Genomic DNA, 17,774 nt, shown 5'->3' with positions numbered 1-17,774 from the left:
GGCTTAACTGCTTATCAAGCTATTCAACAAGCCCTCTCTATTCATGGCTCCCTTTTTTCCCCTAGTTGAGCAATTACGACTAAGGTGGGTGAGAAGCCAAACCCTAAATAAGCGTTATAAGTACGAAATTATGACGCACCCTACAATTTGATTTCCTTGTCAAAGCGAGCGTAACTCCTGATTCTGTCTATAATTATAAACACCATGCAAGTTCGCTGTATTGCCAATACAGGTAATGAACTCCCTGAAAGTTACCTCAAATCTGAGTTCTATTTTACGAAAGAAGTGGAATTTCCCCTAACACTTGGCAAGGAATATGTTGTCTACGCTCTTTACCAATCGCAGGGTAATGTTTGGTACTATATTTGTGACGATAACTACACCTCTTATCCCATGCACAATCCTGCACCGCTGTTTGAGGTGTTTGATAGTAGGGTTTCTAAGTATTGGCGGTTTGAACTAGCACCGAATGGGCGGTTAGAGATTGCTTTTGAGCAGTGGTTTACTGACCCTTGTTTTTATGATAAGCTGACGGATAGGGAAGAGGCAGAGGTTGAGATTTTTGAGAAGGTTAAGGAATTGAGGGATGCGGAGGATTTTGCTTGGCCTCCGCTGGATGTTGCCGTTGAGAGGTTGCGGGAAACTGTCAGTGTTTGAGTTGGGAAAGTGGGATAGTAAATTGATTTTGTTAACCAGCTTGACTCACACACCTCCAAAGAGTATAAAATATCAAGTAGCAGAATCTTGTGAAATAAAATGGACGAAAAAGTTGAAATCAATAGAACCTATGAGACACTAGACGGCGATGATGATGTTTTGTTATTGGGTCAAGCTACTTTTACGGTACGCCGATTTAAAGAGCTAGCCTCCAGTAAGTTTAACAAGGTAATGCTTCAGACTTATGTAGCAGAAACTAACCAACGTGAGAAATCGATAATTCAGTGGATACAATATCTGTCGATTAACGAAGAAACACAAATTATGGGAGGGGATATAAACTGGAAATCGCCTCAAGAAGGAATTGATTGTCAAATTCTAAAAATTGGTTCCAAGGGTTGGCAAAAAGGAAAGCTTCAAATAGAACTTAATCAAACTTTGCAGTCTTGGCAAACGCAGGTCTGTATAAAGTTTGCTCCTGATGAACCACCAGAGCAAAAATCGCCTCTAGATGATATCAGGCAATCCGAGGAATACAAAAAACTGAGCAATAACAACTGACAGCCCGATCGCGATTACAATACAATAATCGATCGCACTTATATCTGAACCTGAGCTTTTAAACCGCAGATGGGGGCGGATGTACGCTGATGTACGCTGATGTTTTTTTGGGAGGGACTCATGGTAAATGTAGAAGATTATGTCGATCGCACCGCTGAACTGATAAACTTACCGTTAGACCCGGAACACCGCCCCGGTGTTGTGGTAAACTTCGAGAGAATAGCTGCGATCGCCCGACTCGTTACTGAGTTTCCTTTACCCCCAGAAGTAGAAGTCGCGCCGGTGTTTGAACCTTAGATTTTTAACCGCAGATGAGGGCAGATGAACGCAGATGAACGCAGATGTTTTTTAGAGAAGGCTGATGCGGTTGCTACGGCAGCGGCGGTTAAATTTGGTAAGATTACGGCTACAGTGGCGGTAAATGCTGCTTTGGAACGGATTGCTGTTAAGGATAAAGCTTTTAATTGCTTTACTGCAATCACTGCATCAAGCGCACTCGCAGCAGCCGAAAAAATAGATAATTCCATCGCAAATAACGAAAACCCAGGCCCTTTAGCAGGCGTTCCCTTCGCTGTTAAAAACCTGTTCGACATCGGCGGAATTACCACCCTAGCAGGGTCAAAAATCAACGCTGACAATCCTCCGGCTACCCAGGACGCGGCGGTGGTCGCCCGACTCAAACAAGCCGGGGCTGTCCTCGTAGGTACTCTCAACATGGACGAGTACGCCTACGGTTTCGTCACCGAAAACAGCCACTACGGGCCGACTCGCAATCCCCGCGATACTGCGCGCATCGCCGGCGGTTCCAGCGGCGGTTCCGCAGCAGCAGTCGCCGCCGGTTTTGTACCCTTCACTCTCGGTTCTGATACTAACGGTTCCATCCGCGTACCGGCTGCTTTGTGTGGTGTCTTTGGCTTTAAGCCTACTTACGGCCGTTTGTCGAGGGCTGGCGCTTATTTATTTTCGAGTAGTTTGGATTGTGTCGGGCCGTTTGGGCGATCGATCAGAGATATGGCGCTGCTGTACGATATCCTGCAAGGCCCTGATTCTCGTGACCCAGTTTGCACTCAACGCCCGCCAGAACTTTGTTCGCCGCAGTTAAATCAAGGCATCGAAGGATTGCGAATTGCTGTTGCTGACGGGTATTTCGCCACAGGGGCCGAACCGGAAGCAATGGAGGCTGTAGAAATAGTTGCTAAAGCCTTGACAAATGTCTTGGATTGTGGTAATGGTACAGAAAAAACAACAAACCCCCCAAAAATAGGGGGGCTTGCAACTGTCCGCATACCGGAATCCGATCGCGCCCGGGCTGCGGCATTTATCATTACCGCTTGCGAGGGGGGAAATTTGCATTTAGACAATTTGCGATCGCGCCCTCAAGACTTCGATCCGGCGACGCGCGATCGCTTTTTAGCGGGAACCCTGATCCCTGCGACTTGGTACTTGCAAGCCCAGAGGTTCAGACAGTGGTACCGCGATCGAATTCGCGAAATATTCCAACACACAGACATCATCCTCGCACCCGCAACCCCGATAGCTGCCCCTGAAATTGGCGTCGAGAAAATGGTAATAGCCGGACAAGAAATCTTAGTGCGTCCCAATCTCGGACTTTTCACCCAACCCCTATCATTTATTGGCTTGCCCGTTCTTTGCGTGCCCGTACAGCGGCCCGGCGCTTTGCCCTTGGGGGTACAAATTATTGGTGCTCCCTACAGCGAAGCGGTGATTCTCCGAGTCGCTGCGGTACTAGAATCGCAAGGCATTATATCTGCCGAATCAATTTAGTGCTAATAATTCTAGGGCTTGTTATTGCGGTGAAAGCGTCTCTTAGTCCTTCTGGCAATAGCTTTGCGCTTCTGCTTTTCCAACGGAGTTTCAAAGTGGCGGTGCTTTCTCATGTCGGGGAAAATACCCGCTTTAGAAACTTGTCGCTTAAACCGTCGTAGGGCTGACTCAATCCCTTCATTTTCGCCTATTACAACTTGGGTCATTATTTCTCCTTAGTGTTTGTCAGATCAAGTTTTATCATATCAAGGTTTTTGACCGCGCGACCTGTTGAAGGTCGGGCGATCGGCCAAAACCCCAAAATTATAGCAAATCCGCTGCCATCACTGCTCTTGATTCTTTAGTCCGCGCAGGTGGACTTTGTATGTCAAGGCGCCAATTATATTCGCGCGGTTCCATCGGTTTGGGCTATCAACTGATTTTCCTGCCGCAGGTAAGCTTGAATAAACGGGTCTAATTCGCCGTTCATTACATCTGCGATGGCGGTTGTTTCCACCCCAGTACGCAAATCCTTGACCATTTGGTATGGGTGAAAAACATAATTGCGAATTTGGTTGCCCCAAGCCGCCTCCACCATATCGCCGCGAATCTCGGCAATTTCCGAAGCCCGCTGTTCCTTAGCAATCACCAACAGCCTCGCCTTGAGTAATGCCAAAGCTTTTTCCTTGTTTTGCAACTGACTGCGTTCTTCTGTACAGCGGACGGCCAAACCCGTAGGAAGGTGAACGATGCGGACTGCGGTTTCTACCTTGTTAACATTTTGCCCGCCCTTGCCGCCCGCGCGGGAAGTAGTGACTTCCAAATCTTTTTCGGGGATGTCCAACTGTACGGATCGATCGAGAATTGGCATCACTTCGACGCCAGCAAAACTGGTTTGACGCTTGTCGTTAGCATTAAAAGGCGAAATTCTGACCAAGCGGTGAGTGCCTTTTTCCGATCGCATATAACCGTAAGCGTAGCGGCCGACAATTTCCAAAGAAGCAGATTTAATACCTGCTTCCTCTCCCTCGGAAATTTCCATTAAATGTACTTTGTAACCTTGACTTTCCCCCCAGCGGGTGTACATCCGCAGCAGCATTTCGGCCCAATCTTGAGCATCTGTGCCGCCGGCCCCGGCGTTAATCGTCAAAACAGCGCCGCCTTCGTCGTAGGGCCCGGATAGTAATTGTTGCAGTTCCCACTGGTCAAGTTCGCGGGTTAACTGAGAAAGACTCGATGAGGCTTCTTGGAACAGGGACTCGTCGGCTTCTAACTCCAGCAGTTCTAAAATAGCTTTAGCATCTTCCAAGCTCGTTTGCCAGCCGCGATATTGGTCTAAATGAGATTTTAAGTCATTCAGTTCTTGGAGAGTTTCTTGAGCTCGATCTTGGTCGTCCCAAAATGCTGGTTGGGCGCAGATTTGCTCTAAGTCTTGAATTTTGGCTGTAAGTGCGGGGATGTCAAAGATAGTCCTGGGTTGTACCCAGTCGATCGGACAATGTTTCGATATTGTGTTTGATGTCTAGAACTTCCACTGTGAGTTCTCCTAGTTGTGGGGTGTATTGTTGATTTTAGCTGAAATTTCGACATTTCAGCAATTAATCCGTGTATCTGTGTCTAAATCCGTGTCGTGCCTTCCTTCTTATATATACTGCGAACCTGTTGAATTGAAAGTTTTACCGCATTCGTGAGCGCATACGTCCAACCTTTTAGAACAGGAAAAACTTTTTGTGAGGTCTTCGCGAAACCAATCTCTGGCGATCGCATCTTTCACCGATTGAGTTCTGAGAGAATTAAACCCCTTGCCATACTGTTCAATTAAAGCCAGAAATTGCGGTCGGTAAGTGTGGTTGTAAACAGCGTATTTAGTATGGCTTACCCAACAGCAAGGCCAGAGTTCCGCTTCAAAACTAATGAAAATTTCTTGGCTGGCTTGAGTTTGACAGCTAATTTCTACATTGCGGTAGTAATTATTTAGGCTACCAAATTTTTCTACAGCTTGGATAAATTGGTCTCCCTGGGGATTTTTATATTGTTCCAAGGATGGGGGTTGGAGTTCTTCGCTGGCTGGCTTTGATGGGACGACCGGAGTTTGAGCTGGTGCTTGAGAGGTTTCGATAGCTATAGCTTGATACCAAGCATAATTTGCTTTTTCTGGTTGCCCCAACTGCGTCAAAACTTTAGCTAAATTTCGATAAGCTCCGGCAAAATTGGGTTTAAGCTCGATCGCCTTTTGGTAATAAGCACTAGCTGGCTGCCACTGTTGCTGTTGAGCATAAAGACTGCCTACATTAGCATAAACTTCTGGAAAATTAGGCTGAATTTTGAGTGCCTTGGCGTAACAATCTGCTGCTGCTTGCATCTTCCCCAAACCTTGAACAGCATTGCCTAAAGTTTTCCAGGCTGCTGCAAAATTAGGCTGAATTTTCAGGGCTTGTTGGCTGGCTGCGATCGCCTCTGAGAGCTGTCCTTGTTTCAAACAGTCCTCAGCTTGTCGGTGCAACCCAACAGCGGTCTGTGTTTGATTTTGAGGGGCTGACGCATTAGTTGTTGCTGGTTGGTTGGGGCGCTCGCTCTTAGCATCTACCTGAGAGTTTTCTGCCTTCGGGGGTTGTTGATTTGCGGACTCTTTGTCATAAATCTCTTTCGCCACAAAACGAGAGGTAGCTTTCGGTACAAACTCGACAAATCCTAGTTGTTGGGCTAAATCCCGTGCTGCTTCTACTTGGTGCTGGTTGTGTTCAAATATCAAGTAATGCCATACAGCTTTTCCGCCTGCTTGGATAAAGGCATTAACCGACTGCATTATCCTGTCCCAGTTGGTATTTTGGCGGTAGATGCTGTTAGTATCGGCCAACCCGTCGATACTAAAAATTACGCGATCGTGTTCTCCTGTCATCGCCTTTGCCAGGGCTTGCCACCAGTCGGGGTTTCGTCCGCTACCATTGGTGTACAGGCTGATATGAGGAACTCCCATGCGGTGCAAATACTCGATCGCCGGAATTGTGGTATTGCTAGTCATAGCATCGCCGTAGTTGCCGCACATATACACCAAATCCAACTGAGAGCAAAACTCTTGTGGGAAAATTCTCTCAATATCCTCCATCTTTAATTCCGCCCCCGGCAAAATCGGGTTGTCGGTGCGGGGACACTGCGGACAAGCTGCATTGCACCTGGAGGTAATTTCTACACTGACTATCCTAATATCTTCATATTTTAAGTACATGAGTTTTCCCCAATTAATTTGTGATTAATATTGCAATCGCGATCGACACAATTAGATAGCAAGAGTTTTGATTGAGTGATTAAAAACTAAAATTATACCTTATGTCGGCCGACTGTGAATAGGATATAAGTTTTTTGTATGAGGGACAGAGGAGGCGATGACGATTATCTTAATTCCAAATCTTAATAAAAAAAAACCGCGGCCGGATGTCGATCGAGCCGCGGTTTTTTTTAAGCTAAAGTTTCAATTAATCGCGGCTGTTGATAGCAATCAGCAGGCGCAGAATGAAAATGAACAAGTTGATGTAGGTCAAGTACATCGACAGAGCGGCGGGCAAATACTGATCGTCGCGGTAGCTGCGGGGTAATATGTAAAAATCGACGATCGCAGCGCCGGCAAATATAAACACGCCGATGCCAGAAATGCCAATTTCCAACCAGGTTGGGGTGTAGATGCCAAATAGAGAGAGCAGAAACTGACCGCCAACGACGACTAACAAAGCAATCACACCTAAACTGATAGTTTTGGTGAGGGCCATGCCGTCTTGTTCAGAAAGGTTGGAGCCAATTTGGCGGGCGGCGATAAAGGTAATGCCGCATCCGAGGGCTGCAAAAGCGATGCCGGAGATGCCGACGCCTTGGGTTCTGAGGGCTGTAAATACCAATCCGCTGAGAGTGTAGCCGGAAAGCAGGCTGTAGGTTGCCAGCAGGGGCAAAGCGGTGTTTTTGTTGCCTTGTTCGGCGGCACCGCGGGCGATGAAGAAGAGAATTAATTCTACGACGATCGCAGCAATGAAGGTGGGAAAGAAGATCCCAGGATAGTTGCGGATCACTCCCAGGCCCCCGTAGGTGCCGACAGCAGTTAAGACAAGTCCGCCGCCCACGAAGGGGAGAGCGTTGGAGATGACGTTGGGGCCTACCAGCGCGTGGTTTTTGGCCTCGCGCACGGCTTCGCGGAAATTGCTAGTGTTACTCACGAGGATTTACCTAATTTTGGCTGAGAATTGCTATCTATCATTTTGACAGCTTTACACTTAGTTTGCAAAATCTGAAATAGTTTAAAGATTTGATAAAGAACGGGGGTGAAATCACTCCAAACCCGGGATCGATTGTTTATAATCGACTGCGTACAGGTCTGTGCCGTGTCGCTGTCTCGCACCGTTGCGCCTCGCTGCAAAGCTATAGAGTTTAAAGGGCCGGCGCTATCTGCTGCCAAGGGCTAGCTTAAAGTCGATCAAATCACAGATAGCTGAAGTCAATCAATTTTGGAGGGGGGATTTACGATTGGGGATCATGGAGTATATGCTAGAGGCAGGGGCCACAGTTGATTTTAGGTTTTTGATTTGCGACTTAGTTGAAACTAGGGACCAGAAACTTCAATAATCTAAAATATAAATAAAATCTAAAATCTAAAATCTAAAATCTAAAATCGGTTCCGTTAATTGCTAAGGTAGCTCAGACAGAGGATACCGATAAAATTAATGAAAAGCTCGAGTTCTATCGACAAACTGCTAAATAGGTAATGTCCAATGCCCAGATTTTTTGAGCGCAAATTATTGCCCCCTACAGCCGGGATTTTATTGGCTGCCGCCGCCGTTATTTCCAGCGGTCAAGCTGCAGTTGCAGCTAATGTCCGAGCCGTTTCTACCGCTGCTTCATGGCAGGGTTCAGAAAATTTGCTGCTGGCTCAGACCGGTCAACTCCCCCAAGGTACAACTTCTTCAACGCCGAACCGGGGGACGGCAAACCGCGTACCTCTTCCCGTAAGAATTCCTGAGCCTTCGACGGTGGTAGGGTTGGGTTTAGTTGCGGGTTCGCTGGCGCTGAGTCGCCGGAGAGTGAGAGTTAAAAATTAGACTTTTGGCCAAAAGTCTAATTTTTGGATTTTTAACTGCAGATAAACGCGAATAAACGCAGATAAATGTGGCTATCAGGATTTTAGCCGATCGCGTCGCGCAGAGCATTTTTAGTCATAGCTGCGATCGACTGTTCGGTAGCTTTGGGCAAGTGATAGTATTTCCCTCCAGAAGTCTTGGCCAATTCCTTCGCAAAGCCAGTCGAAATAAACTTGCTTTCGGTATCAATCACCAGCAACTGCATTCCCAACCCGCGAATTTTGGCAGCAATTTCTAACAATTCCTGCTTAATATCAGGCTTTTCTCCATCTACAATCGGTTCGCCCAAAGAACGAGCCAAAGGAATATTGCCGCGTCCGTCAGTAATGGCGACAATCGCAACTTGACCAATATCTCCAGACTGCCGCGCGTTGACTCCCACCCGCACTGCTTGAGTCAAACCGTGGGCCAGGGGGGAACCGCCTCCGCAGGGCAACCGTTCCAAACGCTTGCGGGCCAAGGCTATCGAACGAGTCGGCGGTAGCAGCACTTCTGCTTGTTCCCCGCGAAAGGGAATGAGAGCAACTTGGTCGCGGCTTTGATAAGCTTCTGTGAGTAGCTGCATGACTGCGCCTTTGGCCGACTGCATCCGGTTGAGGGCCATCGAACCCGAAGCATCGACGACAAATACGACTAAAGCTCCAGCTTTTCTGGCCAAGCGCTTCGCTCGAATGTCTCCCTGTTCCACAAATACACGGCGCTGAACCCCCTCTTGCCCCCCCTTGCTAAGGGGGGGTTGGGGGGCGTTAGAACTCCTGTCGCGGCGGGCTTTTTGGTAGGGTGCGGCGGCTCTGAGGGTGGCGTCAACGGCGATGCGGCGGACGGGGCCTTTGGGTAATACTGGCTTGACGTAACGGCCTCTATCTTCCGAGAAAATGGTGCTTCTACTGCCCGATTTGCCTTGGCGGCTGGCGGCTTGGGCGAAGAAAAGCACGCTGGGGTCGAGAATTACCCCTTCGGGGTCGAAGAGAAATTCTTCGGGAATGGTATCTTTTTCTGGTTCTTCTTCAGGTTCCGGGTTGTCTTCATCCTCTTGGTCTTCTTCGTCTTCTTGCTCGTTTTCTGGTTCGTCTTGTTCTTGTTCTGACTGCTTTTGGGGAGGCGGTGGGGGGGGAGGAGGAGGAGAGTTTTCGTCTGGGGGAGTTTGGATGATGGTGGCGCGGGGTACGATAACTAATTCTACGGCGCGGCGCAAATCTTCGGCGTTAACTTCTGTGCGTCCCTCGATGGCGGCGGCGGCTTTGGCGACGCGGACTGCGAATATTTCGGCGCGGTGTCCTTGAACGCCACCCCGGATGGCTTCTTCTACTAAGTAGGCAATTTGTTCGCGTTTAATGCTGACATCTTTGAGCCATTCTCTGGCTAGGATGATTTGGGTTTTGAGGTTGTCGGTATCTTCGCTGTATTGATTGAGAAATTCTTGGGGGGAGCTGGAGTAGGATAAAGCTTGTTCTACTGCATAGACTCTTTCTTCTAGTTCGAGTGCTGCGTCGGCTGAAAGTACGATCGCGATGCGATCGAGCAAATGTTCTCTCAGCGGCCCTTCTTCGGGGTTGTAGGTGGCGATAAATAGAGGTTTGCAGGGGTGTTGAAAGCTAATGCCTTCGCGTTCTATTTGGTTGCGCCCTTCGGTTAATACTGTTAGCAATTGGTTGGAAATGTTGTCATCGAGGAGGTTAATTTCGTCTACATAAAGTACGCCTCGATTTGCTTGGGCTAAGAGTCCGGGTTGAAATACGGTTTGACCGAATTTCACTGATTGTTCGACATCGACTGAACCTAAGAGTCTGTCTTCGGTGACACCCAAAGGAATTTGAATGAATGGTGTGGGAATTATTTCAGTAGTTAAGGAATTAGTATCGGTGGTGTGGGCATCTGAGCGGCCATTTTCTGCTAACAAGCCTGATGCCTGTTCTGCAACAATTTCATTAGGTTCGGCGTTGCAAAAAGAATCTTTAACAATTTCAATGGGTGGCAGTAATGAGTGCAAGGCGCGGGCCATTACTGATTTTGCTGTCCCGCGGCGGCCTGCGATCGCAACTCCTCCCAATCCGGGATCGACTGCTGCTAACAGCAGAGCTAATTTGATTGCTTCTTGCCCGACTACGGCGGTTAGGGGAAAGGCTGTGGTGGAAGGGCTAAGGTTGGCTGCGGGCATAGGATTTTCGGATGTAAAAATTTGAACTTAATGTTTAGCTTACTTCTTGGAGTATTTTAACTTCTTGCGGCAGAATCACGGTAAAAGTTGAGCCGACTCCTATTTCTGATACTAACTCGATTTTGCCTTGCAGCAGCGTGACGAGCCGCGATACTATTGCTAATCCCAGACCAGTGCTTTCGGTGGGAAAGAGCTGTTTGGCTGCTTCTCCTGCTTGAAAGAAGGGGTCAAAGATGCGCTTTGTATCTTCCGGGGCGATGCCAATGCCGGTATCTGTAATTGCGATCGCCCACTTTCCGTCTCCAGCAGGGTGGCAACTTAATTCGATGCTACCAGATTCTGTATAGCGAATGGCATTGCTCAGCAGGTTAGTCAGAATTTGTTGCAGCCGCTGTGCGTCGGCGATTACTTGTCTTGGGGCGCAGTCGCTGGTAACAGTGAGGTTTAATCCTTTAGCATCAGCAATTGGCTGCATCATTTCTGCTACGGCGTTAATTACAGATTGTACATTAGTCGGCCGCAGGTTAAGTTTAATTTTTCCCGCATCGGCGCGAGAAAGTTCTAGTGTGTCATTAATCATGCGAAGCAAGTGTCTGCCGTTACGCAATACTCGCTCGATGTGTTCGATGCCGGGGAGAGTATCTTTGACTTGAGATTGCCATTTTTCTTTTCGCAGGAATAGTTCGGAATAACCAATAATTGAGTTGAGAGGAGTTTTAAGTTCGTGAGCCAAATGGTAGACGTTTTCTTGATGGACGCTGACCAGGCGAGAGAGTTCTTGATTGGTGAGTTGTAACTGAGTTTGGATTTGTTGAAGTTCCTGCAGCCTCTGAGCGACGTAGCTGTTGAAACACTGAGCAATTGCTTCGTCTACTACGGCATCTATCAGCCTAAAAGCTCTGAATACGTCGGCAGTGGTTCCTGCTAGCAATTCTGATTCTAACTGCGAGAATATTACTTGACGTAATAAGTGGTATTCCCGGGCTACTTCTGCAGCGTCGTAGCCTTGTTCGGCTCTGAGAAATCCGTGATCTAAACTAGCTTCAATTAATAGTTTTATTTCGCTGTTTTGATATTGGGAAAGCACTGTGGCCATCGCCGCCAGCAGGTGAGGTATGTGATTTTCGATTGCTGAGTGCGGTAAGGCGTCAGCGCTTTCAATTTTCCGATCCTGACGAACTGCTTCAATCCAGTTCTGGACGATAATATCGGTTTTTTCGGCGAGCACTTGGCTGTAGTCCATAATGTCTGCGTGGGGGTTGAGTTTGGCAGAGATTGCCCATGCTTCATTGTAGTTGAGCGCTCGCCCGAGCGCCATACCAAACTTTGGGCAAGGGCGACCCTGCCAAAAGAAGTAGTTTTGAGGTGATTTTTCCCTGTGCTGGAGAGCTCTTGATGAGTCGCTCCCAGCTTGTTGCTGGCAAAATCAGCACTTAAATTTATTGACAGAATAGCCAGAAAGTAGTATATTCACTCGAACCAAGAGTTTTTAATTTTTAAGTTTTATTTTTTTCAGGGGACTAAATGGAAACAGTGCAAGCTGCGATCGCTGCAACAACATTTATATGTGTAGTTTTCTTAATAATTACAGAATGGATACACCTCACAGTTGCGGCATTTCTGGGAGCGGTGATTCTGGTTTTTACCCACGTGATGACGTTAAACAACGCGATCGAATATATCGGTCGGAGTCACGCCACGCTGGGCTTATTTTTCGGCGTCATGGTAATGGTGAGAGCCTTTGAGCCTACCAAAGTATTTGAATACTTGGCAACTCAAATTGTGCTTTTGGCTAAAGGCAAAGGCAAAAATCTCTTGCTGGGTATTGTCGCAATTACTACGCCAATTTGTTCTGTTTTGCCCAATGCCACGACAGTCATGCTGCTAGCACCATTAATTCCGCCCATGGCAGAAGAACTCGGTGTAGATTTTGTGCCGTTACTGATTTTAATGGTATTTGTAGCTAACAGTTCGGGACTGCTGACCATCGTGGGCGATCCGGCGACATTCATTGTCGGCGATGCTATTAACATGAGCTTTGCAGATTACCTGGTAAAGTTAAGTTTTGGGGGGGTAATTGCCGTAGCAGTCATATTAGTTATGTTACCTTGGCTGTTCCGCGAAATTTGGCACAAAAACTTAGATGATTTGGAACATTTGCCGCGCCCAAAAATCAATCACCCCCGAGTTTTAGCAGTGGGTGGCTTAATTATAGCTTTCGTGCTGACATTTTTTGTCATAGGAGAGTCTCTGCCCGTGCCTATTTCACCGGCAGCGGTTGCTTTGTTGGGGGCTGCTTTGGCAATGCTTTTAGCTCACCATTCCCAAATTGATTCTGTTAATAATATTTTGCGGGATTTAGATTGGAGCACGCTGCTATTTTTTATGTCTATCTTTGTGCTGATTGGCGGTTTGGAAAAAACGGGAGTAATCGGCAGTATATCTGGAATATTAGCAGTAATTTTAGGTAAGAATATTTTTCTGGGTTCTTTAGTTTTGTTATTTTTTGTGGGTTTGATGTCGAGCGTGGTGCCAAATATTCCGCTGGTAGTAGCGATGGTGCCGCTGCTAAAACAGTATGTAGTCAATATCGGACTCGCACCGGCAGAGGTGCTGGCTCCGGATTTTGCAGGGCAGTTTCCACCTGCTGTGCTGCCGCTTTTTTATGCGATGATGTACGGAGCAACTTTAGGCGGAAACGGCACTTTGGTAGGAGCTTCTTCTAATATAGTCGCTGCGGGAATTTCTGAACTGCACGGGCGCCGGATTTCTTTTCAAACTTTTCTGCGTTACGGGCTGCCTGTGATGGCGGTGCAATTAATAACTGCTGCTATTTATGTAACTATTCGGTTTCTGATTTGAAGAAGTCATTAGTTGGCAGTTGGCAGTTGGCAGTCAACAGTCATTAGTCAACAGTCAACAGTTAACAGTAATCTAAACTCCATCCAATTCTAAGGGAAAAATTACAGTGAAGGAGGAGCCAACTCCTACTTCAGAAACTAATTCGATTTTACCTTGCAAGAGGTTGACTAATCGAGCGACAATTGCTAGCCCTAAGCCGGTACTGTCAGGAATGCCAGAGATCAGGGAGTTGTCGGCTCGAAAGTAGGGTTGAAAAATCCGATCGCAGTCATCAGGAGCAATACCAATTCCTGTATCTGAGACCGTTACTGTCCAATATTTATCTGGCAAAAGTTCGCTTTTTATTGTAACAGTACCGGCTGTGGTGTAGCGAATGGCGTTGCTGGTTAAGTTAGTGATAATTTGCTGCAAGCGCAAGCAATCTGTCACCACTTGATCGTCTGAGAGATGGCACTCCACAGCTATCTCTAAACCTTTGGCTTTCGCTAAAGGCTCGATTATTTCAACAACCGTGGCGAGTACATCTGGCAGTCTGATTGGAGCTAGCTGTAACTTTATTTGTCCGGCTTCGTACCGCGAAATTTCCAGAGTATCGTTGATCAATCTCAGCAACAGTCTGCCACTGTTGAGGACTCTATCAATATGTCCTATATTGGGAACAGAACCTTTAATTTCGGAATAGTTTTGTTGCTGGCGCAAAAACAAATCTGAGTAGCCGATAATAGAGGTGAGGGGAGTTTTTAATTCGTGAGCTAAGTGAGATAAGTTCTCTTGATTGGCGCGAACTAAGCGAGTCAGTTCTTGATTTGTAAGTTGCAATTGGTTTTGCAAATCTTTTAGTTCTTGGAATCTTTCCTGGGTAAAGGTTTGAAAACATTTAGCAATCACTTCGTCGAGGGCAGTGTCAATTAACCGATAAGCTCGGCTGACTTCGGTGGCAGAGGCTTTGAACAATTCTGGCTCTAAAGCCTCGAAAATTACCCAGCGCAGCAAGCGGTATTCCCGCGCAATTTCTTCGGCGTCGTAGCCTTGTTTTGCTCTGAGAGTTCCGTGTTCTAAACTTTTTTCTACGAGTGTGCGAATGTCGCTCTCTTGGGATTGGGAAAGCATGGTTACGATCGCTTGCAGTACCATTGGAACGCTGTCGCGCACGCCATTGTAGGTGAGTTCTTTAGCGCTTTCGAGTTGATCGTCGGAGCGTACAGCTTCGATCCAGTTTTGTATAATTATGTCGATTCGATCTTGCAGCGCGAGGCTAAAGTCTCTCATGGCTTAAGTAGAGAAATAAGTGGGCGATCGCATTTTATCTCTCTAGGTGAGTTTAATTAATTAACTTTTTGAATTTTCTCTCAACTTTTGGGCTTTGTCGATTGCCAATGGCTACTCCTAAAGACATATTGACAAACTTAAATAGTCGTGCCAGCCAATTTAAAATTGGCTTAAAAAGTCAAGCCTAATCCAGCACTGCGCCATCAAACCAAGCGTGTGGCTGGAGCGGAGGAACCACTTTTCGGGGCTAATTTCTACAAAATTAAAAAGCAAAGTTAAAAATTGCCAAGTTTGAGTGAGTGTAATTTTTAATTTTTAATTATGTAGAGAAGGACATCTCTCAGTCCTAGCCCGTCAGCTAACTTCGCAGGCATTGAGAAGAGACTGAAAAGCCAAATTTCTGAACAAGATAGTTTGGCTTCGTCAGTGTCTCAGGTTGGTATTGTTCAAGATTCTTGTACCTGCCCTGACTCTGAAGAAGATTGAAATGTTTATACAGCTTAATTTATCTGCGATCGCACTTGCAGGAGTTGCAACGTGGAAGCGGGTAAAACCCGTTGTCATCCGAGATGCAGTTTTGTTGCCGGCGGCTGGTTTTGACTGCACGGGCGTCGGATTTCTTTTCAAACTTTTCTGCGTTACGGGCTGCCTGTGATGGCGGTGCAATTAATAACTGCGGCTATTTATGTAACTCTTCGGTTTCTGATTTGAAGAAGTCATTAGTCATTAGTTGGCAGTCAACAGTCAACAGTCAACAGCCAACAGTCCACAGTTAACATTAATCTAAACTCCATCCAATTCTAAGGGAAAAATTACCGTGAAAGAGGAGCCAACTCCTACTTCAGAAACTAATTGGATTTTACCTTGCAAGAGGTTGACTAATCGAACGACAATTGCTAGCCCTAAGCCGGTAGTGTCAGGAATGCTAGAACCCAGGGAGGTGTTGGCTCGAAAATAGGGTTGAAAAATCCGATCGCAGTCTTCTGAAGCAATGCCAATTCCTGTATCGCTGATGCAGAGACTCCACTGTTCGTCTGACAATAATTCGGTTTTTATGGTAATAGTACCAGCTTGGGTGTAGCGAATGGCGTTGCTCGCCAAGTTAGTGATAATTTGCTGCAAGCGCAAGTAATCTGTCATAACTTGATCGAGAACCGGAGCGCACTCAACGACGATCTCTAGATTTTTTTCTTTAGCCAAAGGATCGAGTATTTCGACAACAGTGCCGATCGCCGATCGCACCTTTGTGGCCGTTAGCTGCAATTTTATGCGTCCCGCGTCGTACCGCGAGATTTCGAGAGTATCGTTAATTAATCTAAGTAACCGTCTGCCGTTGTTGAGGACTTTATCAATATGTGCCAAGTTGGGAGCAGAATCTTTAAGTTCAGAATTGTTTATTTGGCGCAAAAACAATTCTGAGTAGCCAATAATAGAGGTGAGGGGGGTTTTCAATTCGTGAGCTAAGTGAGATAGATTCTCTTGACTGGCGCGAAATAAGCGACTCAGCTCTTGATTTGTAAGTTGCAATTGGTTTTGCAACTCCTGTAGTTCTTGCAATCTTGCCTGGGTATAGGTTTGGAAACATTTAGCAATTCCTTCGTCGAGGACACTGTCAATTAAGCGGTAAGCTCGGTTTACTTCAGCCGCTGAGCCTTTTAGCAATTCTGGCTCTAAAGCCTCGAAAATTACCCTCCGCAGCAAGCGGTATTCCCGCGCAATTTCTTCGGCATCGTAACCTTGTGTTGCCCTGACAGTTCCGTGGTCTAAACTTTCTTCTATGATTGTCCCAATGTCACTGTCTTCTGATTGGGACAGCATAGTTACCATCGCTTGCAGTACAATGGGAAGGCTGTCGCGCACGCCATTGTAGGTGAGTTGCTTGGCGGTTCCGATTTGCTCGTCGGCGCGAACAGCTTCGATCCAGTTTTCGGTAATTATGTCAATTTGATCTTGTAGCGCTTGGCTAAAATCAATCATGGTCCTTAATATATAAATCAAGTCAACAATCGCATTTTATCTCTCTAGGTTACTTTAAGAATTAACTTTTTGAATTGTTGGCCAACTTTTGGGCTTTGTCGATCGCCAATGGCTACTCCTAAAGACATATTGACAAAATTAAATGGTCGTGTTAGCTTATTTTAAATTGGCTTAAAACGTCAAGCCTAATTCAGCACTGCGCGATCAAACCAAGCGTGTGGCTGGAGCGGAGGAACCAATTTTCGGGGCTAATTTCTACACAATTAAAAAGCAAAGTTAAAAATTGCCAAGTTTGAGTGAGTGTAATTTTTAACCTTTAATTATGTAGAGAAGGACATCTCTCAGTCCTAGCCCGTCAGCTAACTTCGCAGGCATTGAGAAGAGACTGAAAAGCCAAATGTTCTGAACAAGATAGTTTGGCTTCGTCAGTGTCTCAGGTTGGTATTGTTCAAGATTCTTGTACCTGCCCTGACTCTGAAGGAGATTGAAATGTTCATACAGCTTAATTTATCTGCGATCGCACTTGCAGGAGTTGCAACGTGGAAGCGTGTAAAACCCGTTGTCATCCGAGATGCTGTTTTGTTACCTGCTGCGGGTTTTTTGGGAATTCTTGGCTTGTGGTGGATTGTTGCCAGCTTCAAAAGCGATTTGATTCCCACTCCGTATCAGGCGTTAATCGCTAATTTAGATTACATATTCCATCCATTTTATCAGCGCGGGCCTGGAGATTTAGGCATTGGCTGGCTGCTGCTAGCGAGTTTGCGACGGGTGTTGGTGGGATTTTTCCTGGGCGCAGCAGTGGCGATTCCCGTGGGATTTATGATCGGGATGTCGAAACCGGCAATGATGGCGCTCAATCCGCTGATTCAAATCTTTAAACCGGTGTCGCCCCTAGCGTGGCTGCCGATAGCTTTATCGATTTTTAATTTAGCAGAGCCGTCGGCAATTTTTGTCATATTCATCACGTCTTTATGGCCGACAATTATCAACACAGCTTTGGGAGTTTCTAGCGTTTCCCAGGATTATCTGGATGTGGCGCGAGTGTTGGAAATGCCGCAATGGAGGCGGATTACCAAAATAATTTGGCCGGCGAGTTTGCCATACATTTTTACAGGTTTGCGGATTAGTTTGGGGATTGCTTGGCTGGTGATTGTGGCGGTGGAAATGCTGACAGGCGGTGTGGGAATTGGCTTTTTTGTGTGGGATGAGTGGAGCCGTTTGAACCTGAGTTCGGTATTTTTAGCGGTGTTTGTAATTGGCTTAACTGGATTGTTGCTCGACGCTGCTGTTGACAAAGTTCAGGAGTTGGTAACGCATCGATCAATCATTAATCATTAGTCATTAGTCAGTTGGCAGTTGTTAGGAAAGCAGTTGTCTGTTGTCAACAGTTAACAGTCAACAGTTAA

16 protein-coding genes and 2 riboswitches are annotated in these 17,774 nt (G+C 46.6%); of the genes, 8 read left to right on the top strand and 8 right to left on the bottom strand.

Going from position 1 to position 17,774, the window contains the following annotated elements:
* The first annotated feature begins 204 nt into the window (after positions 1-204).
* From QUA42_RS08630 to QUA42_RS08615, 4 genes are all read left to right on the top strand, one after another.
* Positions 205-657, top strand: coding sequence for a hypothetical protein (locus tag QUA42_RS08630; protein ID WP_333136868.1), 453 nt, complete (start codon positions 205-207; stop codon positions 655-657).
* 99 nt (positions 658-756) lie between these two features.
* On the top strand, positions 757-1,218 hold the full coding sequence (locus QUA42_RS08625; RefSeq protein ID WP_333136866.1) for a KGK domain-containing protein: 462 nt from the start codon (positions 757-759) through the stop codon (positions 1,216-1,218).
* A 120-nt stretch (positions 1,219-1,338) separates the two neighbouring features.
* Positions 1,339-1,515 carry a DUF4089 domain-containing protein gene (locus QUA42_RS08620; protein WP_333136864.1) on the top strand — a complete coding sequence of 59 codons (177 nt, stop codon included), beginning with the start codon at positions 1,339-1,341 and terminating at the stop codon, positions 1,513-1,515.
* A gap of 24 nt (positions 1,516-1,539) precedes the next feature.
* Positions 1,540-3,003, top strand: coding sequence for an AtzE family amidohydrolase (locus QUA42_RS08615; RefSeq protein WP_333136862.1), 1,464 nt, complete (start codon positions 1,540-1,542; stop codon positions 3,001-3,003).
* An 11-nt stretch (positions 3,004-3,014) separates the two neighbouring features.
* On the opposite strand, the gene rpsU is transcribed toward QUA42_RS08615, so the two are convergent.
* From rpsU to QUA42_RS08595, 4 genes are all read right to left on the bottom strand, one after another.
* Positions 3,015-3,209: a 30S ribosomal protein S21 gene (gene rpsU / locus QUA42_RS08610; RefSeq protein ID WP_006632476.1), complete on the bottom strand. Its 195-nt coding sequence runs from the start codon at positions 3,207-3,209 to the stop codon at positions 3,015-3,017.
* A gap of 173 nt (positions 3,210-3,382) precedes the next feature.
* A protein-coding gene (gene prfB, locus QUA42_RS08605) for a peptide chain release factor 2 (RefSeq protein ID WP_333136860.1) occupies positions 3,383-4,517 on the bottom strand; the annotation gives its coding sequence in 2 pieces (ribosomal slippage) (positions 3,383-4,444 and positions 4,446-4,517; 1,134 coding nt in all).
* A 107-nt stretch (positions 4,518-4,624) separates the two neighbouring features.
* Positions 4,625-6,208: a tetratricopeptide repeat protein gene (locus QUA42_RS08600; protein ID WP_333136858.1), complete on the bottom strand. Its 1,584-nt coding sequence runs from the start codon at positions 6,206-6,208 to the stop codon at positions 4,625-4,627.
* A gap of 247 nt (positions 6,209-6,455) precedes the next feature.
* Positions 6,456-7,184 carry a Bax inhibitor-1 family protein gene (locus QUA42_RS08595; protein ID WP_333136856.1) on the bottom strand — a complete coding sequence of 243 codons (729 nt, stop codon included), beginning with the start codon at positions 7,182-7,184 and terminating at the stop codon, positions 6,456-6,458.
* 552 nt (positions 7,185-7,736) lie between these two features.
* Here QUA42_RS08595 and QUA42_RS08590 point away from each other — a divergent pair.
* Positions 7,737-8,063: a PEP-CTERM sorting domain-containing protein gene (locus QUA42_RS08590; protein ID WP_333136854.1), complete on the top strand. Its 327-nt coding sequence runs from the start codon at positions 7,737-7,739 to the stop codon at positions 8,061-8,063.
* Between the two features lie 82 nt (positions 8,064-8,145).
* Here the strand turns inward: QUA42_RS08590 and bchD are convergent, their stop codons facing one another.
* Positions 8,146-10,260 (bottom strand): magnesium chelatase ATPase subunit D, encoded by a 2,115-nt coding sequence (bchD, locus tag QUA42_RS08585; protein ID WP_333136852.1) that lies wholly within the window; start codon positions 10,258-10,260, stop codon positions 8,146-8,148.
* 34 nt (positions 10,261-10,294) lie between these two features.
* The gene (locus tag QUA42_RS08580; protein WP_333136850.1) at positions 10,295-11,578 is read right to left on the bottom strand and encodes a HAMP domain-containing sensor histidine kinase; all 1,284 of its coding nucleotides are present in this window, start codon (positions 11,576-11,578) and stop codon (positions 10,295-10,297) included.
* Positions 11,579-11,784: 206 nt separating this feature from the next.
* On the opposite strand from QUA42_RS08580, the gene QUA42_RS08575 reads away from it, so the two are divergent.
* Positions 11,785-13,122, top strand: a complete 1,338-nt coding sequence (locus QUA42_RS08575; protein ID WP_333136848.1) for an ArsB/NhaD family transporter — start codon at positions 11,785-11,787, stop codon at positions 13,120-13,122.
* A 72-nt stretch (positions 13,123-13,194) separates the two neighbouring features.
* Here the strand turns inward: QUA42_RS08575 and QUA42_RS08570 are convergent, their stop codons facing one another.
* Positions 13,195-14,391 carry a sensor histidine kinase gene (locus QUA42_RS08570; RefSeq protein WP_333136846.1) on the bottom strand — a complete coding sequence of 399 codons (1,197 nt, stop codon included), beginning with the start codon at positions 14,389-14,391 and terminating at the stop codon, positions 13,195-13,197.
* Between the two features lie 171 nt (positions 14,392-14,562).
* A riboswitch (cyclic di-AMP (ydaO/yuaA leader) is annotated at positions 14,563-14,779 on the top strand.
* A 99-nt stretch (positions 14,780-14,878) separates the two neighbouring features.
* Here QUA42_RS08570 and QUA42_RS08565 point away from each other — a divergent pair.
* The gene (locus QUA42_RS08565) at positions 14,879-15,046 is read left to right on the top strand and encodes a hypothetical protein (RefSeq protein ID WP_333136844.1); all 168 of its coding nucleotides are present in this window, start codon (positions 14,879-14,881) and stop codon (positions 15,044-15,046) included.
* Between the two features lie 128 nt (positions 15,047-15,174).
* Here the strand turns inward: QUA42_RS08565 and QUA42_RS08560 are convergent, their stop codons facing one another.
* Positions 15,175-16,368, bottom strand: a complete 1,194-nt coding sequence (locus tag QUA42_RS08560; RefSeq protein ID WP_333136843.1) for a sensor histidine kinase — start codon at positions 16,366-16,368, stop codon at positions 15,175-15,177.
* A gap of 172 nt (positions 16,369-16,540) precedes the next feature.
* A riboswitch (cyclic di-AMP (ydaO/yuaA leader) is annotated at positions 16,541-16,757 on the top strand.
* A 100-nt stretch (positions 16,758-16,857) separates the two neighbouring features.
* On the opposite strand from QUA42_RS08560, the gene ntrB reads away from it, so the two are divergent.
* On the top strand, positions 16,858-17,706 hold the full coding sequence (gene ntrB, locus QUA42_RS08555) for a nitrate ABC transporter permease (protein WP_333136841.1): 849 nt from the start codon (positions 16,858-16,860) through the stop codon (positions 17,704-17,706).
* Positions 17,707-17,774 lie beyond the last annotated feature (68 nt).

The organism is Microcoleus sp. Pol11C2, from assembly GCF_036701505.1.
Classification (GTDB): domain Bacteria; phylum Cyanobacteriota; class Cyanobacteriia; order Cyanobacteriales; family Microcoleaceae; genus Microcoleus.
The sequence above is the reverse complement of the archived record's forward strand: the minus strand, read 5'-3'. Positions and strand labels throughout refer to the sequence as shown.